This window comes from Gordonia soli NBRC 108243 (assembly GCF_000334455.1).
Classification (GTDB): Bacteria; Actinomycetota; Actinomycetes; order Mycobacteriales; family Mycobacteriaceae; genus Gordonia; species Gordonia soli.
Genome location: NZ_BANX01000001.1, coordinates 1 through 21,219, shown reverse-complemented (window position 1 = coordinate 21,219; position 21,219 = coordinate 1). Strand labels below are relative to the sequence as shown.

21 protein-coding genes are annotated in these 21,219 nt (G+C 67.9%); 13 read left to right on the top strand and 8 right to left on the bottom strand.

The genetic code is table 11. From position 1 onward, the window contains the following. Positions 1–105: 105 nt before the first annotated feature. From GS4_RS00110 to GS4_RS00075, 8 genes are all read right to left on the bottom strand, one after another. Positions 106–705 carry a TetR/AcrR family transcriptional regulator gene (locus GS4_RS00110; protein ID WP_007616227.1) on the bottom strand — a complete coding sequence of 200 codons (600 nt, stop codon included), beginning with the start codon at positions 703–705 and terminating at the stop codon, positions 106–108. A 31-nt stretch (positions 706–736) separates the two neighbouring features. Then, complete coding sequence (locus tag GS4_RS00105) at positions 737–1,654, bottom strand: hydroxymethylglutaryl-CoA lyase (protein WP_007616225.1); 918 nt, start codon at positions 1,652–1,654, stop codon at positions 737–739. Next, on the bottom strand, positions 1,654–2,898 hold the full coding sequence (locus GS4_RS00100) for a CaiB/BaiF CoA transferase family protein (RefSeq protein WP_007616223.1): 1,245 nt from the start codon (positions 2,896–2,898) through the stop codon (positions 1,654–1,656). Before GS4_RS00100 ends, GS4_RS00105 begins: the two co-directional genes overlap by 1 nt. Then, positions 2,895–4,109, bottom strand: a complete 1,215-nt coding sequence (locus GS4_RS00095) for an alpha/beta hydrolase family protein (protein WP_007616221.1) — start codon at positions 4,107–4,109, stop codon at positions 2,895–2,897. Before GS4_RS00095 ends, GS4_RS00100 begins: the two co-directional genes overlap by 4 nt. Before the next feature lie 21 nt (positions 4,110–4,130). Next, entirely contained in the window at positions 4,131–5,282 is a 1,152-nt protein-coding gene (locus GS4_RS00090) for an acyl-CoA dehydrogenase family protein (RefSeq protein ID WP_007616219.1), read from the bottom strand. A 47-nt stretch (positions 5,283–5,329) separates the two neighbouring features. Next, positions 5,330–6,421 (bottom strand): homogentisate 1,2-dioxygenase, encoded by a 1,092-nt coding sequence (locus GS4_RS00085; protein WP_007616217.1) that lies wholly within the window; start codon positions 6,419–6,421, stop codon positions 5,330–5,332. Positions 6,422–6,496: 75 nt separating this feature from the next. Further along, the gene (locus GS4_RS00080; protein ID WP_007616215.1) at positions 6,497–7,732 is read right to left on the bottom strand and encodes an acyl-CoA dehydrogenase family protein; all 1,236 of its coding nucleotides are present in this window, start codon (positions 7,730–7,732) and stop codon (positions 6,497–6,499) included. Then, positions 7,729–9,147 carry a 4-hydroxyphenylacetate 3-hydroxylase N-terminal domain-containing protein gene (locus tag GS4_RS00075; protein WP_007616213.1) on the bottom strand — a complete coding sequence of 473 codons (1,419 nt, stop codon included), beginning with the start codon at positions 9,145–9,147 and terminating at the stop codon, positions 7,729–7,731. The genes GS4_RS00080 and GS4_RS00075 overlap by 4 nt, the downstream gene beginning before the upstream one ends. A gap of 138 nt (positions 9,148–9,285) precedes the next feature. Between GS4_RS00075 and GS4_RS00070 the strand changes: the two genes are divergently transcribed. The 13 genes from GS4_RS00070 to ahcY all read left to right on the top strand — a co-directional run bounded on the left by GS4_RS00070 (position 9,286) and on the right by ahcY (position 20,858). Continuing rightward, on the top strand, positions 9,286–10,497 hold the full coding sequence (locus GS4_RS00070; RefSeq protein ID WP_007616211.1) for an acyl-CoA dehydrogenase family protein: 1,212 nt from the start codon (positions 9,286–9,288) through the stop codon (positions 10,495–10,497). Between the two features lie 388 nt (positions 10,498–10,885). Next, positions 10,886–11,254, top strand: a complete 369-nt coding sequence (locus GS4_RS00065; protein WP_157226431.1) for a hypothetical protein — start codon at positions 10,886–10,888, stop codon at positions 11,252–11,254. Between the two features lie 10 nt (positions 11,255–11,264). Further along, the gene (locus GS4_RS00060; RefSeq protein ID WP_007616203.1) at positions 11,265–11,588 is read left to right on the top strand and encodes a YbaB/EbfC family nucleoid-associated protein; all 324 of its coding nucleotides are present in this window, start codon (positions 11,265–11,267) and stop codon (positions 11,586–11,588) included. Between the two features lie 96 nt (positions 11,589–11,684). Further along, positions 11,685–11,993, top strand: coding sequence for a type VII secretion target (locus GS4_RS00055; RefSeq protein ID WP_007616201.1), 309 nt, complete (start codon positions 11,685–11,687; stop codon positions 11,991–11,993). Continuing rightward, positions 11,990–13,315 carry a hypothetical protein gene (locus GS4_RS25915; RefSeq protein WP_007616199.1) on the top strand — a complete coding sequence of 442 codons (1,326 nt, stop codon included), beginning with the start codon at positions 11,990–11,992 and terminating at the stop codon, positions 13,313–13,315. Before GS4_RS00055 ends, GS4_RS25915 begins: the two co-directional genes overlap by 4 nt. Positions 13,316–13,392: 77 nt before the next feature. Further along, the gene (locus GS4_RS00045; RefSeq protein WP_007616197.1) at positions 13,393–13,698 is read left to right on the top strand and encodes a PE family protein; all 306 of its coding nucleotides are present in this window, start codon (positions 13,393–13,395) and stop codon (positions 13,696–13,698) included. Between the two features lie 97 nt (positions 13,699–13,795). Continuing rightward, positions 13,796–14,851, top strand: coding sequence for a PPE domain-containing protein (locus GS4_RS00040; RefSeq protein WP_007616195.1), 1,056 nt, complete (start codon positions 13,796–13,798; stop codon positions 14,849–14,851). Continuing rightward, complete coding sequence (locus tag GS4_RS00035) at positions 14,848–15,654, top strand: ESX secretion-associated protein EspG (protein WP_007616193.1); 807 nt, start codon at positions 14,848–14,850, stop codon at positions 15,652–15,654. Before GS4_RS00040 ends, GS4_RS00035 begins: the two co-directional genes overlap by 4 nt. A gap of 85 nt (positions 15,655–15,739) precedes the next feature. Further along, the gene (locus GS4_RS00030) at positions 15,740–16,072 is read left to right on the top strand and encodes a WXG100 family type VII secretion target (protein ID WP_007616191.1); all 333 of its coding nucleotides are present in this window, start codon (positions 15,740–15,742) and stop codon (positions 16,070–16,072) included. A 40-nt stretch (positions 16,073–16,112) separates the two neighbouring features. Continuing rightward, positions 16,113–16,409 carry a WXG100 family type VII secretion target gene (locus tag GS4_RS00025; protein ID WP_007616190.1) on the top strand — a complete coding sequence of 99 codons (297 nt, stop codon included), beginning with the start codon at positions 16,113–16,115 and terminating at the stop codon, positions 16,407–16,409. Positions 16,410–16,595: 186 nt separating this feature from the next. Then, positions 16,596–17,522: a cation diffusion facilitator family transporter gene (locus GS4_RS00020; RefSeq protein ID WP_007616189.1), complete on the top strand. Its 927-nt coding sequence runs from the start codon at positions 16,596–16,598 to the stop codon at positions 17,520–17,522. Between the two features lie 138 nt (positions 17,523–17,660). Further along, positions 17,661–19,217, top strand: coding sequence for an amino acid permease (locus GS4_RS00015; protein ID WP_007616188.1), 1,557 nt, complete (start codon positions 17,661–17,663; stop codon positions 19,215–19,217). A gap of 132 nt (positions 19,218–19,349) precedes the next feature. Then, entirely contained in the window at positions 19,350–20,858 is a 1,509-nt protein-coding gene (ahcY, locus tag GS4_RS00010; RefSeq protein WP_040508846.1) for an adenosylhomocysteinase, read from the top strand. The last annotated feature ends 361 nt before the right edge of the window (positions 20,859–21,219 follow it).

Here is a 21,219-nt window from a genome sequence, read left to right as displayed (position 1 = left end):
GCGGAAACATCCCCCTGTGGCTCGGCTGTGACCAGGGTGGAGTCTACCCAGGTGTTCGCGATGCGCAGTCCGCGGAGCCTGTCTGCGCCCGACCGACCGGGCCGGTCACCGACCGTTGTAGAGCGCGCGCCGCCAGATCTCGGACAACGTCGCCACCGCGACCTCGTCGTCGTGACTACCGCTGTGTTCGTCACCGCCTGCGACGAACCACGTCCAGCAGAAGGACTCGAGCATCGAGACCATCGCCGAGGCGAACACTCCGTGGTCGAGATCCACTGGGAGACCGCGCTTCTCGACCGAACGCACCACGTCCATCACCGCGCCGATGCCGTCGGCCCGCCGACGACGCCACCACTGGGCGAACTGCTCGTCGGTCATCGACATCTGGAAGGCCGCGATCATCTCCGGCAGATACTCGCGGTAGGTACTGAGGTAGACGCGCACCGCCTGCTCGATGTTCGAGGCCGGGTCGGACGTCAACTGGGCCCGTGTGCGGTCCATCACGGCCTCACCGAAACCCTGCAGCAGCGCTTCGAGGAGTTGCTGCTTGTTGTCGTAATAGTTGTAGAACGACCCGGTCGACCGCCCGGCCCGCTCGGCGATGTCGGCGATCTTGGCGTTCAGGTAGCCCTTCTCGGCGAACACCTGCCGCGCGGCGTCATGGAACGCCGCCTCGGTCCGTCGACCCTTCGGTGTGACAACCACGGCGCTGCTCCTCTCCGGTCCTCGCGTCTGGTCAGCGCGCGCGATCGCCCGCGCGCACCAAGCTACCGGGCAGATCGTGGCCGACCACGTCTCCGGCGACCACGGCTGCGTCGATGGCGGCCGAGAGGTCGATCCCGGTCTCGACCCCGCTGTCACGGAGCAGGTAGACGAGATCCTCGGTGGCGATGTTGCCGCTCGCCCCGGGGGCGAACGGACATCCGCCGAGTCCGCCCGCCGACGCGTCGAGCCGGTCGACCCCCACCGACACCGCGGCCCAGGCACTCGCCAGCCCGGCGCCCCGGGTGTCGTGGAAGTGCGCGCCCAGCGGCAATGTTCCGGTGATCTCCCGGACCGCGGTGAGCAGATCGGCTGTTCGTCGGGGTGTGGTGGTCCCGATGGTGTCGGCGACGGCGATCCGGTCGGCACCGGCACCCACCGCCGCACGCACGACGTCGAGGGTGCGCTCGGGGTCGGTGGGACCGTCGAACGGACAATCCCAGGCGGTCGCCACGATCACCTCCACCGACATCGCGCGCTCCCGTCCGATCGCGACGATCTCGTCGATCAGCGCGATCGCCTCGCCGGTCGACCGGCCGACGTTCGCGCGACTGTGACCGTCTGCCGCCGACACCACGTACTCGACGGCATCCAGGCCGGCGTCCGCGGCACGTCGGGCACCGTTCGCGCTGGCCACGAGAGCGGAGAACGCGGTGTCGGGAAACCGGTGCAGCTGGACGGCGAGTTCGGCGGCGTCGGCGAGTGCGGGGACCTTGGACGGTGAGACGAAGGCCGTGACCTCGACCTCGGGTACCCCCGCGGCGACCACTGCCTCGAGCAGTCGGATCTTGCTCGCCAACGGGACCGGGGCCTCGATCTGCAGGCCGTCACGCAGCGACACCTCGCGAACGGTCACGCGGGCGGGGAGGCCGGGGCCGAGATCCGGCGTCATCAGATGACCTTCGCATCGTGCAACTCGCCCAGGGCACCGTCGTCGAGTCCGAGCAGGCCGCGGTAGACCTCCTCGTTGTGACATCCGGGTCGCGGCGGTCCGGCGGACCGCACACTGCCCGGGGTCGCCGACAGCTTCGGCACGATGCCGGGGCCGAGTACGGGCGCGTCGATGCGTTCGTCGTGATGCGGGACGATCATGTCCCGCGCCAGCATCTGTGGGTCGCGGACGACGTCGGCGACCGTGTTCACCGGCCCGACGACCACACCGGCTGCGCCGAGCAACTCGATCAGGTCCTCGCTGGGCAGGGTGGCCGCCCAGTCGCCGATGATGGTGTCGATCTCGTCCTGATGGATGCCGCGCGCCCGATGGTCGACGAACCGCGGGTCGGTCGCCAACTCCGGACGTCCCATGGCACCACACAGGCGTCGGAAGACGGTGTCCTGATTGGCCGCGATGACCAGCCGGGTCCCGTCGGCTGCCTGGTACAGGTTGGAGGGCGCGATGCCCTCGAGTCGGGTGCCCGACGGTCCGCGGACGACCCCGCCGACGTCGTAGTCGGGAATCGTCGACTCCTGTACGGCGACACAGGCTTCGGTCAACGCCGTGTCGACCACCTGCCCTTCACCGGTGACGGTGCGCCGGTAGAGCGCCGCGAGCGCGCCCTGGGCGGCGAACATCCCGGCCAGGGTGTCGCCGATGGACAGCGCGAGCCGCGGTGGGGCATCGCCCGGATAGCCGTTGAGGTGACGGAAACCGCTCTCGGCCTCGGCAACCGAGGCGTACCCGGCGCGCTGCGCCGACGGTCCGGTCTGTCCGTACCCCGACACGCGCACCAGGATGATGCCCCGATTCCGTTCCCGCAGAACCTCATAGCCGAGACCCCAGCGTTCCAGAGTGCCCGGGCGGAAGTTCTCGACGACGATGTCGGCGATGTCCACGAGATCCAGGAACAGACCCCGACCTGCGTCGGAGCGCAGGTCGAGGGTGATCGCCTTCTTGTTGCGCGCGTGGACGGTCCAGTGGAACCGGTGTCCGTCGCGCTCGGCCTGCCCCCAGGTCCGGATGGGGTCGGGAGCGTCGGGCGGCTCGATCTTGATGACCTCGGCGCCCATGTCGCCGAGCAACCGGCCGGCAAAGGGCCCGGCGATCAGGGTGCCGAGTTCGAGGACGCGCACACCGTCGAGGGCGCCGTCGGGAACCCGCGTCTCGTCCGCCGGTGCGGATGCGGGGGAGTCGCTCATCGGTCCAGTGTCGCGAACCCGTGCCCGGTGAGCCACTCCGACACCGTCGCCACCGCTTCGGCGAGTTGTGGGCGCTGCTCGCGTCCGGCGTAATAGTGGGTGGCACCGGGGATCTCGTGGATCTGTTTGTCGGCCGAACCCAACGCGTCGAACAGCCGGCGGGTGTGGCTGGGTGTGCAGGCGTCATCGGCCAGGTTGCCGATCACCAGGGCGGGCACGCTGACGTCCCGACCGCACCGCACACCGTCGGCGTTGGCATGGTCGTAACTCCACTGGGACAGCCAACCGCGCAGGGTGCAGAAGCGCGCCAGGCCGACCGGGCCCATGTTGACCGTCTGCGGATCCCCGAGGTAGCAGGTGCCCGGCTCCCGTTCGTTGGGATCGACCGCAGGGTCGAGCCAGCGCGGATCCGCCATCGTCCCGTGCACCACGAACGCGAACTCGTCATCGGGTCGTCCGGCCGCCGCCAGTTCCTCGAGTTTCGACTCGACCCACGCGGTGATCCGACGGTTACGAGCGATCTGCGCTGCTCGGTACCGCTGCACGAAATCGTCGGAATACGGTGGCTGGTTCGGGTTCTCGGGGTCGTAGAGGTCGAGTTCGCGGTCGCGGACCGTGGGGTCCGACTCGTCGAGGATCGACGCGTCCAGCCACTCGGTGAGCGTCCCGTGCCGACTGACGTGGGCGGCGAGCAACAGGAGTCCGTCCGCCGGGATCAGACCGAGTGCGGTGAGGTCGGGGCCGGTGCCCGCCGGGCTCGACCTCACCGTCGGATGTTCGGCCTGGGACTGGTAGAACACGGACAGCGAACCGCCGCCGCTCCACCCGGCCAGCACCACCCGCTCGTATCCGAGGCGCTCCTTCGCGTCCCGGACAGCTGCACCCAGGTCCTCGGCCACCTTCTCCATCAGCAGTGCCGAGTCGTCGCCGCGGTAGCGGCTGTTCGCATAGATGACGTGATGACCGGCCCGCGCCAGCCCGTTCATCATCGGCAGATAGGCGCCGCCGCCGATCGGGTGCATGAACAGCAGCACCGTGTCCGAGGCACGTTCGGGCCGCAGCAGGTGGCATTCCAACGCGACGATCCCACCCGGTCCACCGTAGGTGTCGCGGTGTCGGGACGTGTCGTCGAAGACCACCAGGTACGGGACCCGGTCGTAGGCGTATCGCACGGACTCAGTGCTAGTCGCGGTCGGGGTTGTGGCTGTCATCTGGTTCTCCGGTTCTCCGGGTCAGAATCCGAGGTCGCGGCCGATGATGTCCTTCATGATCTCGGTGGTGCCTCCGAAGATCGTCTGGATGCGGGAATCGGTGTACGCGCGACTGACCCGGTACTCGTTCATGTAGCCGTAGCCGCCGTGTAGCTGCAGGCAGCGGTCGATCACCTTCTTCGCGAGCTCGGTACACCACCACTTGTTCTTGGCGGCGTCGACTGCGGTGAACTCGCCGTCGACGACGGCCTGCAGGCAGCGGTCGATGTACTGCTGTGCGATGTCGAGTTCGGTGGCCAGCTCGGCGATGGTGAACCGGTTGGCCTGGAACGACCCGATGGACCGGCCGAAGGCCTTGCGGTCGGTGGCGTAGGTGATGGTCTCGTCGAAGACCGCGCGGGCGCCGGCGATCGCGGAGATGCCGATGGACAGTCGCTCCGAGGGCAGGTTCTGCATCAGGTGGTAAAAGCCCTTGTCGACCTCGCCGAGGACGTTCTCCTTGGGGACGCGGACGTCGGTGAAGTGGAGTTCGGCGGTGTCCTGGGCCTTGAGACCCATCTTGTCGAGTTTGCGGCCGCGTTCGAACCCGTCCATGCCGCGCTCGACCACGAGCAACGAGAACGCCTTGTGTCCCGCGGCTGGGTCGGGGTTGGTGCGGCACACCACCACGACGAGGTCGGAGTTGATGCCTGCCGAGATGAAGGTCTTGGAACCGTTGACGATGTAGTGGTCGCCGTCCTCGCGGGCGGCGGTCTTGATGCCGGCGAGGTCGCTGCCGGCGCCGGGCTCGCTCATGGCCACGGCGAGGATGGTCTCGCCGGAGGCGATGCCCGGCATCCACCGCGTGAGCTGTTCGGAGTTGGCGAGGTTGGCGAAATACGGTGCCACGACGTCGTTCTGCAGGCTCAGGCCGGGGGCCGCGCCACCGAATCTGGCGAACTCCTCGACCACCACGGCGTTGAACCGGAAGTCGTCCCCGGCGCCACCGCCGCCGTATTCCTCGGGCATGTTGAACCCGATGAGACCGGCATCGCCGGCCTTCTTGTAGACCTCGCGGTCGACCTGGCCGTCGGCGATCCATTGATCTGCATACGGCGCGACCTCGCGGGCGATGAACTCCTTGGCCGTGGCACGCAGCTGCTCGTGTTCGGGCTCGAAGACCAGACGTTTCATTGGGGACTCCTCGGTAGGTGGGGGGAGGGGGTGTCGATGCGGGGTTGTCAGGTGGCACCCGACGCGTCGAGCACGGCCGGGCTCGGGGTCAGGCGTCGACGGGTGTCGATCGCGATGATCTCCCACCGCACCCATGATTCCTTGTCGTGCAGTCGTCGGGCGCGTTCTCGCGCTCTTTCCGGAACTCCGTGGTGAACGCCCTGCGGAGCATGCGAGATCATCGCCGCCGGCATGTCGATCCCGAAGACCGAGCCGCCGTGATAGAAAGCGATCTCGTCGAAGTCGACGTTGCGGTGATACCAGGGCACCCGCTCGGTGCCGGCCTCACCCTCGGCCGGACGGGGGAGGAAGTTCATCACGTACACGCCGGTGGCCTGCATGAACAGGTGGACGGTCGGGGGCAGGTGCACACGATCGGAGCCCAGCGGGGTGTAGTCGGCGATGTTGAAGGTGAAGGGGAAGTTGTCGCCACGCCAGCCCTCGACGTCGATCGGGTGGTGCGGGTAGAAGATCGAGGTCGGTCCGCCCTCGTGGTACAGCCGCACCTCGTATTCGTCGCGGCCGTCGTCGTCGACCGGCTCGGGCTCCGGGACCACCACCTGCGCGGAGTCGAACGGGAAATGTCTGCCGAGGTAGGGGTCGCGCGGCACACGGAAGTCGTCGGTCGCCTCGATCAGCAGGATCACCGATCCGCCGTCGTCGGGTATCTGCCGGTGGGTCGTCGCCTTGGGGATGTAGACGTAGTCGCCGGGACGGTACTGCAGCGGCCCGAACTCCGTCTCGAACCGGCCGGTGCCCTGGTGGACGAACATCAGCATGTCGCCGTCGAGCCATCGAACGTGGAACGGCATCTCCGCGGTGCGTCGGCTGAGCCGGATCCGGCAGTCCTCGTTGGAGAAGAGCAACAGCGGCTCGCCCGCCGGATCGTCGAGGTCCGTGGGCGTCAGCGCCAGACACGAGACATCGGAGGGCTGCAACGGTCCCACGGCGCGGAACGCGGCCGGATCGTTGCGGTGGTAGAGGTGTGCGGTCCGGCCGCTGAAGCCGCCTCGGCCGAGTTCGTCGTCCTTGAGTCCGTCCAGGTCGGCGTGCACGCGGTGCGGGGTGGTACCCCGGCGCAGATGGATGAACGACTCCATGACTCTCCTTCGGATGTGTGGTGGTTGCGGACGGGGCGAATGCTTGCGGTGGTGAACCGCCAGGGGGGTGGGCCGTCAGCCCGGCTCGCGATCCCTGGGCAGGCCGAGGCCGCGTTGCGCGATCATGCTGCGCTGGATCTCGTCGGTCCCACCGGCGAGGTGCAGACCCGGTGTGCTGAGCACGAATTCGGACCACGCGAAGCCGTCGGGTGCGCCGTCGTCGGCCACGGCACGACTGCCGAGGATCGCGATGGCGAGGTCGGCGATGGCGTCGAGTGCCTCGGTCATCAGCAACTTGTGAACGGGTCCGGCGACCGCTCTGATCGACGGATCCCAGTCGTCGGGTTCCCGCTCGGACAGGGCGTCGACGGCGGCCACAGCCGCGACCATCCGGGCGATGGGTGCACGCAGTGCGGGCTCGTCGGCCGCGTGGTTGTCGTCGACCAGACCGACGATCCGGTCGACGACCCGACGAGTGAGCGGGCCCTCGAGGGTGCCCATCATGGCGCGCTCGGCCGACAAACTGGTCCTCGCGATCGCCCAGCCCCCGCCGACCTCGCCGATGCGGTGGGTGTCGGGAACCACGACGTCGTCGAGGAACACCTCGTTGAACGCGGCCGATCCGGTCATCTGTCGCAGCGGGCGTACCGTGACCCCGGGTGCGTGCATGTCGACCAGCAGCATCGTCAGTCGGGTGTGTTTGCCAGCAGGGTCGCTGCCGCCGGTGCCGCCGTCGTCGACTGAGTCGGTGCGCACCAACGCCTCTCCCCAGTCCGCGACGTGTGCGTGCGATGTCCACACCTTCTGTCCACGGACCACCCAGTGGTCTCCGTCCCGTCGCGCGCGGGTGGAGACCGAGGCCAGGTCCGAGCCGGCACCGGGTTCGGAGAACAGCTGACAGCCCACCGTGTCACCGCGGTACAGGCCCGGAAGGACGAGGTCGACGAGATCGTCGGACCCGTGTCGGGCGATTGCCGCGCCGACGATGTGGAGTCCGACGAACAACATCGCGCGGTCGGGGAGGTCAGCGGACGCGACCATCTCCCGGACACGATGCGCCGCGCCCGAATCCAGCCCCCGACCGCCGAGTTCGGGAGGTCCGGAGGGGTTGGCGAGGCCGGCATCGAACAGGGCGCGTTGTACCGCCTGTGCGGAACCGAGTCGTCGCGCGGTGCCCTCGGTGGTCTCCTCGATGGCGGAGATCCGGTCGCATGCCGCGTCTCCGGTGACCTCCGGCGAGCTCGCGGCGAAGCGACGCTCCAGTGCTGCGACTGTGGCGTCGACGTCGACCGCGTCGAGCAGGGTGGTCACGATCGGCTCTCGCCGCCGGCGGCGACGAGGTGGGCGGGCATGCGGGCCTCGGCGAGTGCCAGTCGTTTCGCCCGATCCATGTCGAAGTGCTTGCGGGCCACCAGACGTTGCGCGTACAGACCGCCGCCGGACTGCAGCATCGTGACCAGGTTCCACCCGCCGTAGGCGTCCGCGGTCAGGTCGCGGATGGCATGGAAGAGACGGGCCCGGTACTCGCCGTCCACCCCGTCCATCGTGCGCATGTACTTCGCGACGTAGGAGCCGACCTCGGCACTGCGGAAGTCGGCGACCGACGGCGCGGTGAGGATCGCGCCCCCGCCGATGTCGTGCAGGTGTCGGATCATCCGGCTGTACTCCGCAGCGCCATAGTGCTTGGCCGCGTTGGTGTAGAGCTCACTCGGGAACATCCAGCCCTCAGGCGAGGGTTCGGCGTTCGTGATCGCCGCCTCCAACCCCGCGTGTACGAGCGTGGCATAGATGACCATCTCCGCGATCTTCTCGCGGACGTGCGAGACGGTGTCGGTGCCGTTGGCCTCCGCGATGAGTTGTGCCAGGCCGACCATGATGTCGCCCTGTTCGGCCAGATGGGCTGTGCCGCCGAGCCTCTCCCACAGACCGAGGGCATGCGCGAAGGTCGCCGAGTGCTCGGTCTGACCGTCGAGGAAGACGCGCTCGTTCGGGACGAAGACGTCGTCGAAGACGATGAACCCTTCGGGCATGTTGTGCTCGCGGCTGATCGGGAAGTCGTCCTCGCGGTCGCGGGGTGCGTAGCTGGTGTTCACGATGCGGACGCCCGGCGCGTTCACCGGTACGCCGCAGGCCACGGCCCAGTCCTCCTCACCGGGCTTCATGTTCTTCGTCGGCATCACCACGAGTTCGTGGGAGATGGCCGCCGAGGAGATGTGCAGTTTGGCTCCGCGGATGACGATTCCGTCGGGGCGGCGCTCGACGATTCGGGTGTAGAGGTCGGGGTCGTCCTGTTTGGACGGTGGCAGTTTGCGATTGCCCTTCGCGTCGGTGATCGCTTGCACGCAGCGGACGTCGTTCTCCCGGCACCAGCGGAAGTATCGCTCGATTCGATCGGCGTGCTCGGGCAGACCCGCGCGTATCCTGGCCGCAGCGGTGAGCAATGCGAGGAGTCCCTGCGAGGTGGTCACCGTGACCATGTCCCATCCGAGGAGATCGGCCAGCGTCTCCCGCAGCTCGGGGATCGTCGTCGGGATCGTGAAGTACGGTCCGCTGGCTTCCGCGCCCGGCCGGTAGTGCTTGTCGTAGCCGTCTGCGACGAGCCGGATCGACTGTGCGAATTGCGGATTGGTGAAGAGATCGTCGGGACCGACCTCGACGCCGTCGGCGAACAACCGCCGGCCGTCGGCGAGCGACGCCAGATAGTCGGCCCGGGTCTTCATCGCCATTGTCACTCCAGATGTCGACGGTCATCGGTCGTGGTGATCGGCCGGTTCGCGAGATTGCAGGCCAGAACTGAATCTGATGTTAGATTTAGTTTTACGTCGAGGCAAGGGTCGCGAGCCGGTCGACCAGATGGAGGTGACATGACCGTCGAGCTGTCGGTGCACGAGCTGCGGGCCGCGGTCGAGGAGTTCTTCGCCGATGGCACGGCGGTCTCGGAGACGCGCGCGATCGCCGACGGGGTGGCCGACCGCTGGGACGATCGCCGCTGGGGCCTGCTGAGCGGTGACCTCGGCGTCGGGGGACTGGTGGTGCCGCCGGGATTCGGGGGCCTCGGGCTGTCGGCGCACCATGCTGCGGTGGTCGTTGAGATCGCCGGTGGCGCGGTCAGTCCGGCGCCGGTGCGGTCGACCCTGCTGGGGCTCTTGTTGCTGCGTGCGGGTGGACGGGGTCGTGCGTCGTCCGGAGCGTCTCCGTCCATCGACTGCCTGACCGACGCCGTCTCCGCCGAGATGGTGCGCGAGCTGTACGTCGGCGTCGCGGAGCGCTCCGAGGTCGTGGCTGTCGCGGTGCGACCAGGTGATGCTGTCGCGGTGCGACCAGGTGATGCTGTCGCGGTGCTCGATGGCGGCTCGGGGCCAGGGGTGCGGGTCTCGGCCGACCTGCCGGCTGTTCCCGACGTCATCGGTGCGCATCACCTGCTCCTGGTCGCGGATGACGGACACCTGCTCCGAGTCGATCCGTGCGGCACCGGATGCCGTCTCGAGTCGGTGGCCTCGATGGACCCGGGCCGAGGACATGCGCGGGTGCTGCTCGACCATGTGCGGGCGACCGTCGTGGGAAGGATGTCCTCGCGTTCGCACGCAGCAGATCTCGCCTCGGTGCTCGTCGCCGCGGAGCAACTGGGTGTCGCCCGCGCGTGTGCTCGCGCCGGCGCCGCGTACGCCCGCGAGCGGGTGCAGTTCGGACGGCCGATCGGGGTCAACCAGGCGATCTCCCATCGATTGGCCACCGATGTCGTCGCAGTGGAGAAGGCGTCCGCGCTCGCACAGCGAGCTGTTGCGGCGGCAGATCGGTGTATTCCGGACGATTCCGGGGGTCTCCAGGGTCCCGACGGTACCGAGACCCTCCCCGCGTGGGCGCCGCTGGCGGCGGCCGCGGCTGCCCGCGCCGCCACCGCCGGGGCGGCGACCCTGGTGCAGGTCCTCGGCGGCATCGGCTTCACCTGGGAACACGACGCGCAGTTCTGGTTCCGACGGTCCCGGGCGTTGGGCGCGTGGGAGGGGCCGCCCGAACGACTCGACGAGCAGGCTGTGCGCCGGGGTGCTGTCGGTCTGGTGCGCGCCGTCGGGTGACCGCATCCGGCGGGATCTGTCGGCTCTCCGGGTACCGTCGTCGACCGATACCCGATCGCGCTGAATTCTGCGACGGTGACGCACGCACATCCCGCGTCGATTCCTTATTCGCCCGAACGAGTGGTTCTCCTTTCCTGCCTGGTCGGTGTCCATCGGGTATGGCAAGATCATGGACGCGTCGACGCGCAGCGGGGTGTGCGACCGCATTTCTGCTGCTCAGCGGGCTGGTCCGTAGGTGATCGATCCGCCGTCGACAATCGGCCGTTGACATTGGGGTACGAGCCGATGGAACCGAAGTGGTCCGGGTGGCGTCATAACTGGCGTGAGGGGGGTGAAGAGTATGTCGTCTGAAAGTCGTTCGTCATTCGGAAACCGCATTCCTGACGGCGTGGAATCGACCACTGCTGGTGTCGGTGTCGAATTCGATGGTGCGGCCGCTTTCCGCGGATCTCAGGCGAGTTCGCGCTCGGGCGGGATCACGGTCACCACCACCGCGCAGGGACTGCCGACCCACATCCGTCTGGATCGCTCGCAGCTCGACAAGGATCCCGCCGTGCTCGGCGCCGAGATCTTCCGACTGTGCCGTCAATCGGCGATGGCCGCGGGCATCGCGCTGCGCGATCAGCTCGTCGCATCCGGGGTGACCCGCGACGTCGTCGATGCGATGCGACTCCCGACCGCCGACGATCTGGCCCGTGCCGAACAACTCGACGACCACGAGGTCGATGCGCCGACGTCGTGGCTGCGTCGGGTCTGAGGGGGCTGTGATGTCGTGGGCGATGGACGAACTCGAGGCGCGAGCCAATGCACAGCTCAACGGACTGGCCGAACTCGACGAGAAGTTGAAGGCGATCTCGGTTCGCGAGACCTCCGCGGATGACCTGGTGACCGTCGAGGTCGACGGTGTCGGTGCACTGACCGGACTGTGGCTCGCGCCGGGCGCGAACGATCTCGGAACCGATGGACTCGGACATCAGATCGTCTCGACAGCCGCACTGGCTGCGCAACGCGCATTCGCGCGGCGAGCACACATCACCGAGGAGTTCAACGAGTCGTTCGCCGAACTGCTCGACTCCCGCCCCGGCGGATGACCCGCGAAACCCGATGGCGACCGGTGGAACCGAAACCCTCGTCGCTGCGTCCGACTGTGGAGAGAGCGACGAGATGACGAGAGAAGAGGGGACAGCATGGAGAAGGTGACCGTTGCACCCGAGGTGCTGACAGCATTCGGGTCGACCCATGCCGCGATGGCCTCCGCGGTCGCCGCCGCCGGATCCATCAATGCGGCAGCAAACACCGCCGTGATGGTGCCGGTGTTCGGGGTCATCGGCCAGGAGTTCCTCGCCTCTTTCATCGCCGCACAGGCCAATCATCTGTTCTCGGTCGGCAGCCTCGCCGCTGTCCACGCCGGCACCGCGGCCACCACGCTGTCGGGGCTGAGTGACTTCGAGGGCAACGACGGCGGCAGCGGTGCCGCGATCCGTTCGGTGCTGTGAGCCCCGAACCCTCGATTCCCGCACTGACCGAGATGTCGGTGCAGGACATGATCAACGCGTCGCCGCTGGGGCCCATCCTGGACACCCCCGTGGCCGACGTGCTGAACGGCCTGGGCCTGCCGCCGCTTCCGCAGCTGCCCGCGCTGCCTCCGCTCCCCGGCTTGCCGCCGCTGCCTCCGATCAACCTCGACCTGCTCATCAAGCCGCTCACAGATCTGCTCGGCGGGTTCGGCACGGGCAATCTCTCGGGGGCGGATTTCGATCCGTCGCAGATCTTCTCGGGCCTGTCCGAGGTGCTCAACACGAGTATGCAGATGGGTACCGGCGCGGTGAAGGCCGCCGATCAGCTGTGGATGGGGCAGTCGTCGATCGCTGCCGCGGGCAAGAGCGCCCAGGCAGGCGCCGACACCGCCGTGCTCTCCACACAGGGGACCGGGATCTCGTTCGACATCAACGCGGCCGCCGGGATCGTCGGCGCGGGACTGGCTGCGGTGCAGGCGATCATCGGCAAGACCATCGCGCTGATCACCGGCACGATCCCGATCATCATGACACCGATTGGGCAGGGAATGGCGGTCGGCTTCGCCTCGTCCGGCCTCGCCGAGGCGACCACGGCCGTGGCAGCGACACGCGCCCAGTTGCTCGCACCGACGACGCACATGACCGCCAACGGCGCGCCGGTCAAAGTGACGGGAGCTCCCGGTGGTGCCGGCGCCGCGCAATCTCCGTTCGCGGTCGCCAACACTGTCTTGGAGTCGGTGACCCCGGCCGTCTCGTCGGTGACCGAACTGCCTTCGATGATCGCGAAGCCGGTCAGCACCATGCTCGGCATCAACCAGCCCGACACCGTCACAGGTGTCCCGACCACCACGCCCGGCCCACATCGTGGCCCCGACGGCGGTGGCGGTGGCGGCGGTGGAGGCAAAGGTGGCGCCGGCGGGATCGGAGCCCTCGGCGGCATCGGGGGCATGGCGACGCAGCTCGCCGGTCGTCCTGCGGTCTCCGGCGTCGCCGGTGCGACCGAACCTGCGGGCTTCGGTCCGTCGCAGTCGACCCGTCCGTCGGTCACCACGGCGGCTCCGATGCCGGGTTCCATGGCCCCGATGTCCGGTGCGGGAGCCGCACGGGGCGCCGGTGCGTCAGATGAACAGCACGAGGTGCCGGACTATCTCGTCACCCAGGACCACGGCCAGCAGGTCGTGGGTGAGGTACCCGACGTCGCGCCCCCGGTGCTCGGTCATGACGAGCCGGCCGAGTCCGAGCCGGCGCCGGACATCGAACTGAGACTGGGCCCGCCCGCCGGGGACGCCGCCCGCACCTGACCCAGACAGCACCATCCCGAGCAACACCGCCCCGAGCAACACGATCCGCACCAGCACCCGAGAAAGAGGAAGCAGCCATGGCCGACGCCAACCTCAGCGTCAACCCGACCGAACTGGTCTCTGCGGCAGCCGATCTGGACAAGCTCGCCGACCGGCTGGCATCGACGCTCCACGGCGCTGCGGAGAGGCTCCGCGTTCCGTCGGCGGGCCGTGACGAGGTCTCGACCGCTTCGGCGACCTCCTTCACCACGGTCGCAGATGGATTCGGCAAGGACGCCGCCGACGGTGTCCGCGAGTTGCGCAAGATCGCCGCCATCCTGAGGTCGCAGGCAACGGGTGTCGATGCCGCCGACGACGAGGTGTCGGCAGCCTTCAAGATCTGACCGACTCCGCGTGAGCCACACCGCCTGAACCGCACCAGCCGCACATCCACCAGCACACCGACCCGACCGGGTCACCTGATCAGCGAGAGGAGACGAGATGACCGGATTCACCGGAGTCGTGTGGGACGCCCGCACCACCGAACGTCTCGCCGCCGACCTCGCGGCAGGTGCCGGCCCGGCCCCGTTGGCCGAGGCCGGGGCGGCGTGGGCCGGGCTGGGCCGGGAGCTGGCCGCCGCCGGGGTCGAGTACTCTGCGATCCTCGCGCGTCTCGCGACGAGCTGGGAATCGGTCCATGCCAGTGCGGCTTTCGAGAAGCTCACTCGGCTGGCGCCCTGGTTCGGAGAGATCGCAGCAGAGGCTGGGCGCAATGCAGCCCGCTCGGAGAGCCAGGCGGCGGCCATCACGGTCGCACGCTTGTCGATGCCGAACATCGCCGAGGTCGACCTCGCGGAGAAGATGCGCGAGATCGCCACGGCTGCTTCGGCCGTCGCGCCGGCACTCGGCGGTGCCGCAGCCCACGTCGAACGGGCGATCCACGAGCAGCAGGCACGTGCATCGCGCGTGATGCAGACCTACGAGAGTGCCACCGAGCCGGTCGGCACGCCGTGGGGCACCGGTCTCGCAGCACCGAACCTTGTTTCCGGACATGCACTCTCCGTCGAGCAGGCTGCCCGCGAGGCAGCTGCTCGTGCCGCTGTCGCCCCCACGCCGTCGCCGACGCCTGCGGTCTCGCCGGCGATCGGTCCGATGTGGGCGGGCTCGTACACGCAGGCAGCGGAGAAAACACGGTACGCACCGACGATGGTGGCCGGTGCTGCCCCAGCAGCGGTCGTCCCCGGCCCGACACCCGTGGCCGCCCCGGCGGCGACCGGAGCCGTGCCGCCGCCGATGCCCATGCATGGCGTCGTCGCCGCCAACGAACGCACCGTCCAGGTGAAGATGGCCGGCGCCGCCGACGAGTCCGCCCCGGCTCCGACGGAATCGCTGGCGGGCGAGTCGCTGTCGGATGACGAGCCGCGCACCTGGGCCGACATCGCAGTGGCGGCCACACCGGTCGCCGACCACGCCGTTACGCCGGTCGCCGACCAGCCGCCGACGTCGCCCTATGTCACCGAGACCTTGTCTCTCGGATCGTCGGGGGGTGGGCGATGATGACCCGGACCGACGAACGGACGCTGGTGCTCGACACCGATGTCCTGCAACGCCTCGGTGAGCGATGCGGGGTGCAGACCTGGCCGGTGGTTCTCGGATTGCGCCCCCGGTACGACGACGCCGTGACCGCTCTCGCCGCTGCGCGACGGGCCGATCAGGAGATCGCGACGACCGGGCTGCTGGCCGACGGAGAGCCGGCAACCTGGTTGGCCACCGCCCTGCGGGTGTTGTCGACGCCCGAGCGTCTCCTCGAGGTACGCACGTTCAGTGAGACCGACTCGTGGCGCATGTGCGTGGCACGCAACGGCTTCGATCATGCGGTCGCCGTCCGGCGCGGCGACACGGTCGAGATCGGCGGACAGTTGGTCACCGGTACCGCCGACCTCGGCGCGATCGTCCGACGCCGGCTCGGCGACGCGCCGGTGCCCGATTTCGTCGGGATCAGTGCGCCGGCAGGCGAGATCGCCGACCGGCTCGCACGGTGCCAGGGACCGAACGACACCGCCGACGCGCTGCACGCGGTCGGTGCGGGTCCGGTCGAGGCAGGACTCGTCGGCGCCGCGTTGGCATCGTGCCGAGCACGCACGGAGATCGTCGCGGTGTCGTCCGCAGACGGGATCTCCACTCAGTCTTCTGGAGCACTGGCAGTTCTCGACACCGATCGGGGTCGAATCGTCGCCAGTCCCAGTAGGTCTCCGGACGGACGGGTGTGGACCACCCTCTCGCCGGGCACCGGTCATCGAATCGCGCAGGCAGTCGGCCTGCTGATCGAGACCGTGCCCGAGGGGCGGTGGATGCCATGACACCGGCCGGGGCGGGAATCAGGGTATCTGTGTCGCGGATACCGACATCGGGCACCGAGCGGTGCCGTAACACAGGAGGACATCTATGAGCGGTACAGGTTCGGTGAATGTCGATGTTGCAGGCGGTCTCCAAGGGAAGGCCAAGGTCGACAACATCGTCAACGAGATGCAAGGGATCATCAAGCAGATCCAGGCTGCAGCCGACAACGGTGCCGACCCGGCCAACTGGGCGGGCAAGGCCAAGGTGGCCTTCGTGAACACCCACGCCGACTGGAGTGGCTCGGCGACCAAGCTGCAGACCGCGCTCGACGACATCGCGTCGAAGCTGGGCGTCTCCTTCAACTCCTACGACGAGGACGACAACCAGTCGGCTCAGACGGTCGCGCAGAGCACCGGCGGCGGCCTGCTCCGCCTCTGACCGACCGACCACCACTTCAACTCGACCGAGGAGACCTCTCATGGCCGACGGCACGATCAACTACAACTTCGCCGGTATCCAGACCCTGTCCGGTGACCTGAACAACCACTTCAAGCGACTCGGAGATCTCTCCGACGAGCTCAAGCGCACCGTGGAAGGACTGAAGGGGAGCTGGGACTCCGGCGCCTCGGTGTCCTACCAGGAGTCCCAGAACAACTGGGACCGTGTGTTCATGGAGGCCCGCGAGCAGCTGCTCGGACTGGGCAAGGGCGTCGGCAACGCCGGCGACCTGATGCGCGAGACCGACACGCGCATCGGCCGGATGTACTCGGCCTAGTACCACCTCGCAGAGGTGAATCGGCCCGCCCACCGGCTACCGGCGGGCGGGCCGATTCGTCTCGCGGGTAGATGTCGATCGGGCCATGATGGGTTAGAGTCCGCCCGGCAGACCACTGCTCCGCCCGCTGTGTACGAACAGCGGCGAGCACGAACAGCGGCAGACGAACAGGGACAGGAGCGGACCGTGTCGGTGGAGGGATCCAAGAGGGCGATCATCGCCGCGTTGCTGGCGAACGCCGGGATCGCGTTGGCCAAGTTCGTCGGCTTCCTGATCACCGGGTCGTCGTCGATGCTCGCCGAGGCCGTGCACTCGGTCGCCGACACCTCGAACCAGGGTTTGCTGCTCCTCGGTCAACGTCGGGCCGCCAAGGCCGCGGATCGACTGCATCCCTTCGGCTATGGGCGCAGCCGGTACTTCTACTCCTTCATCGTCGCGTTGGTGTTGTTCACCCTCGGCTCGCTCTTCGCGATCTACGAGGGCGTCGAGAAGATCAGGCACGCCCACGACCACGGCCTCGAGTCGCCCATCGTCGCGGTCGTCATCCTGGTGGTGGCCATCGCGCTCGAGGGGTACAGCTTCCGTACCGCCTTCCGGGAGTCCAAGCCGCTCAAGGGTTCTGCCAGCTGGTGGCGATTCATCCGCAACTCGCGGTCGCCGGAGCTCCCGGTGGTGTTGCTCGAGGACACCGGCGCACTGGTCGGTCTGCTCCTCGCCCTGGGGGGCGTCGGCCTCACGTGGCTGACCGGCAACGCGATCTGGGACGGTGTCGGCACCCTGTGCATCGGTGTGCTGCTGGGGATCATCGCCGTGATCCTGATCGTGGAGATGAAGAGCCTCCTGATCGGCGAGGGCGCCACCGAGGACGAGGAGACCGCCCTGCAGTCGGCGCTGGTGGGCGAGGGCGTCGACCGCGTCATCCACCTGCGTACCCAGTACCTCGGCCCGGAGGAACTGTTGGTGGCGGCCAAGATCGCGATCCCGCCGAAGACCGACGTAGCCGCCGTGGCCGCAGCCATCGACTCTGCCGAGGCGCGGGTCCGCGCCGCGCTCCCGCAGGCGCGGGTCATCTACCTCGAGCCGGACCTGGACCGTTCGTCGACCCCGTCCTGATGCACCGCCGGCTGACCGCCTGCTCGGATTCGACTCGCGGTTCAGTCTTTCTCCGATAGCGTTGGCAGGCGCGACTGCAATCGTTCATCCGCGAGCGCGAGGTCGGGTCCAGGCGGGTCCGGCGGAGGAGGGCCCACGATGGCAAACCCACTGACCCGGACGAAATCCATCGAGCAATCGATGGCCGACACCGACGAACCCGGTCACCAGTTACGCAAGAACCTGACCTACCGGGATCTGATCGTCTTCGGCGTGTCCGTCGTCATCGGCGCCGGCATCTTCACGATCACCGCGTCCACCGCAGGTGACAAAGCAGGACCGGCGATCTCGATCTCGTTCGTGATGGCGGCGATCGCCTGTGCGCTGGCCGCACTCTGCTATGCGGAGTTCGCATCCACTGTTCCGGTGGCCGGATCTGCGTACACCTTCGGCTACGCCACGTTCGGAGAGTTCCTCGCGTGGATCCTCGGTTGGGACCTCATCCTCGAGTTCGCGGTCGGTGCATCCGTGGTCTCCAAGGGCTGGTCGAGTTACCTCGGCAACGTCTTCGGCTTCGCCGGCGGCACCGTCGAGATTGGCGGCCTCAAGGTGGACTGGGGTGCGATCCTCATCGTCGCCGTGGTCACGACCCTGTTGATCCTGGGAACCAAACTGTCGTCGCGGGTGAGTGGCATCATCACCGCGATCAAGGTCGCCGTCGTGCTGCTGGTCATCGTCGTCGGATTCTTCTATGTGAAGGCCGCCAACTATTCCCCATTGGTGCCGCCCGCCGAGACCGGCGGAGACACCGAGAAGTCGGTCGATTCGACGCTCTTCTCGCTCATCACCGGTGGTGGTGACAGTTCATACGGCTGGTACGGCGTCCTGGCCGCCGCGTCGATCGTGTTCTTCGCGTTCATCGGTTTCGACGTCGTTGCCACCACCGCGGAGGAGACCGAGAACCCCAAGCGCGACATCCCGCGCGGCATCCTGGGATCGCTGGCGATCGTAACGGTCCTGTACGTGCTGGTCACGATCGTGGTCACCGGCATGGTCAACTACAAGCAACTCGCGACCGACGGCGACGACGCGAAGAACCTCGCGGATGCGTTCGCCCTGAACGGCGTGACGTGGGCGGAGAAGATCATCTCGATCGGTGCGCTCGCGGGTCTGACCACCGTCGTGATGGTGCTGATGCTCGGGCAGTCGCGAGTCCTGTTCGCCATGTGCCGCGACGGACTGATGCCGCGAGGTCTGGCCAAGACCAGCCCGCGGTTCGGCACGCCTGCGCGGATCACCGCACTCGTCGGTGTCGTGGTCGCGATCGTCGCGGGCTTCTTCCCGATCGACAAGCTCGAGGAGATGGTCAACGTCGGGACCCTGTTCGCGTTCGTCGTCGTCGCCGGTGGCGTCGTCGTGCTGCGGCGTACACGTCCAGACCTCAAGCGCGGTTTCACCGTTCCTGGCGGACCGATCATCCCGGTGCTCGCGATCATCGCGTGCATCTGGCTGATGCTGAACCTGTCGGCACTGACCTGGATCCGCTTCGGAATCTGGATGGTCATCGGTGTGGCGGTCTACTTCCTGTACAGCCAGCGCCATTCGATGGTCGGCCGGCGCGAGCGCGGCGAGGTCCCGTCCGTCGAGGGCGCGGGGGCGTCTGCCGGTTCGGCCGCAGGAGCATCGAACACGACCGGGACGACCGACGGCGAGTAGGCGTCCGGGGGCGTCGGCGCATCCCCGGCCGACGCCCCGATCGGCCGTCTCACCGGTCCGATAGCCTTGGGTCCGAGCACAGCAGAAGACTGCGACGCGGTGGCGCGCGCCGTCCACGACGAAGGGGATCAGATGACCACGGTGGCGAACTCCGCACCACAGGCCGACAGCCGTAACGGGATCGATTTCAAGGTCGCGGATCTGTCGCTGGCCGAGTTCGGCCGCAAGGAGATCGAACTCGCCGAACACGAGATGCCGGGCCTGATCTCGCTCCGCCGCGAGTACGCCGAGGTCCTGCCGCTCAAGGGCGCGCGCATCTCGGGTTCGCTGCACATGACGGTCCAGACGGCTGTCCTGATCGAGACGCTGGTCTCGCTCGGCGCCGAGGTGCGTTGGGCATCGTGCAACATCTTCTCGACGCAGGACCACGCAGCCGCCGCGATCGTCGTCGGCCCGCACGGCACCGTCGACGAGCCCAAGGGCGTCCCGGTGTTCGCGTGGAAGGGCGAGACCCTCGAGGAGTACTGGTGGGCCGCCGAGCAGATGCTCACGTGGCCGGCCGACGCCGGGAGCGAAGCGAGCGGGTCGAAGGGTCACAGCGCCCCCAACATGATCCTGGACGATGGTGGCGACGCCACCATGCTCGTCCTGCGGGGCGCCGAGTTCGAGAAGGCCGGCGTGGTGCCGCCCGCGGACGACGACCACTCCGCCGAGTACAAGGTCTTCCTCGACCTGCTGCGCAGCCGTTTCGAGGACGACAAGACCAAGTGGACGACCATCGCCGAGTCGGTGCAGGGCGTCACCGAGGAGACCACCACGGGTGTGTTGCGGCTGTACCAGTTCGCTGCCGCCGGCGACCTCGCCTTCCCGGCGATCAACGTCAACGACTCGGTCACCAAGAGCAAGTTCGACAACAAGTACGGCACCCGCCACTCGCTGATCGACGGCATCAACCGCGGCACCGACGTTCTCATCGGTGGCAAGAAGGTCCTCATCTGCGGGTACGGCGACGTGGGCAAGGGCTGCGCGGAGTCGCTGGCCGGCCAGGGCGCGCGCGTGCAGGTCACCGAGATCGACCCGATCAACGCGCTGCAGGCGCTGATGGACGGCTTCGACGTCGTCACCGTCGAGCAGGCGATCGCCGACGCCGACATCGTCATCACTTCGACCGGCAACCTCGGCATCATCACCTACGCCCACATGCAGCAGATGAAGGACAAGGCCATCCTGGGCAACATCGGCCACTTCGACAACGAGATCGACATGGCCGGCCTCGAGCGCTCGGGCTCGAAGCGGATCAACATCAAGCCGCAGGTCGACCAGTGGGTGTTCGAGAACGGCAAGTCGATCCTCGTCCTGAGCGAGGGCCGACTCCTCAACCTGGGCAACGCGACCGGCCACCCGTCCTTCGTGATGAGCAACAGCTTCTCCAACCAGGTCATCGCGCAGATCGAGCTGTGGACCAAGAACGAGCAGTACGACAACGAGGTCTACCGACTCCCGAAGCACCTGGACGAGAAGGTCGCCCGCATCCACGTGGAGGCGCTGGGCGGCTCGCTCACCAAGCTGACCAAGGAGCAGGCCGAGTACATCAATGTCGACGTCGAGGGTCCGTACAAGCCGGAGCACTACCGCTACTGAGCTGAACGGCCGCCCATCACGACCTGACCTCGAGAACGCCCTCGTACGAATCGGATTCGTACGAGGGCGTTCTCGTCGATCGTGCGCTCTGATTCGTTGATCGTGCGCCCGAAGTCGCCGACCGTGCGCTCGAAAGTGTTGATCGTGCGCCCGAAGTCGCCGACCGTGCGCTGTAAGCAGTTGATCGTGCGGTGGGTGTCGACTGATCGCGCTCAGGCGTGCGGTCAGACCTGCCAGCCTCCGAGAGGTTGTCTCCGCCACCTCATGGTGATCGGCTAGTGTCGAGTAGGGCATCGTTCACTGCAGATCAGAAGTCGTCCTCACGGCGCAACGGTCTCAACAGATTCGATTCGGTTCGCCT

Bases quoted from the DNA above. Each gene is read 5' to 3' on its own strand.
- GS4_RS00055 (WP_007616201.1), top strand. From the start codon at position 11,685: ATGGAGAAGGTGACCGTTGCACCCGAGGTGCTGACAGCATTCGGGTCG.
- GS4_RS00090 (WP_007616219.1), bottom strand. From the start codon at position 5,282: ATGAAACGTCTGGTCTTCGAGCCCGAACACGAGCAGCTGCGTGCCACG.
- GS4_RS00035 (WP_007616193.1), top strand. From the start codon at position 14,848: ATGATGACCCGGACCGACGAACGGACGCTGGTGCTCGACACCGATGTC.
- GS4_RS00070 (WP_007616211.1), top strand. From the start codon at position 9,286: ATGACCGTCGAGCTGTCGGTGCACGAGCTGCGGGCCGCGGTCGAGGAG.
- GS4_RS00060 (WP_007616203.1), top strand. From the start codon at position 11,265: ATGTCGTGGGCGATGGACGAACTCGAGGCGCGAGCCAATGCACAGCTC.
- GS4_RS00095 (WP_007616221.1), bottom strand. From the start codon at position 4,109: ATGACAGCCACAACCCCGACCGCGACTAGCACTGAGTCCGTGCGATAC.
- GS4_RS00015 (WP_007616188.1), top strand. From the start codon at position 17,661: ATGGCAAACCCACTGACCCGGACGAAATCCATCGAGCAATCGATGGCC.
- GS4_RS00040 (WP_007616195.1), top strand. From the start codon at position 13,796: ATGACCGGATTCACCGGAGTCGTGTGGGACGCCCGCACCACCGAACGT.
- ahcY (WP_040508846.1), top strand. From the start codon at position 19,350: ATGACCACGGTGGCGAACTCCGCACCACAGGCCGACAGCCGTAACGGG.
- GS4_RS00085 (WP_007616217.1), bottom strand. From the start codon at position 6,421: ATGGAGTCGTTCATCCATCTGCGCCGGGGTACCACCCCGCACCGCGTG.
- GS4_RS00025 (WP_007616190.1), top strand. From the start codon at position 16,113: ATGGCCGACGGCACGATCAACTACAACTTCGCCGGTATCCAGACCCTG.
- GS4_RS00075 (WP_007616213.1), bottom strand. From the start codon at position 9,147: ATGGCGATGAAGACCCGGGCCGACTATCTGGCGTCGCTCGCCGACGGC.
- GS4_RS00100 (WP_007616223.1), bottom strand. From the start codon at position 2,898: ATGAGCGACTCCCCCGCATCCGCACCGGCGGACGAGACGCGGGTTCCC.
- GS4_RS00045 (WP_007616197.1), top strand. From the start codon at position 13,393: ATGGCCGACGCCAACCTCAGCGTCAACCCGACCGAACTGGTCTCTGCG.
- GS4_RS00030 (WP_007616191.1), top strand. From the start codon at position 15,740: ATGAGCGGTACAGGTTCGGTGAATGTCGATGTTGCAGGCGGTCTCCAA.
- GS4_RS00105 (WP_007616225.1), bottom strand. From the start codon at position 1,654: ATGACGCCGGATCTCGGCCCCGGCCTCCCCGCCCGCGTGACCGTTCGC.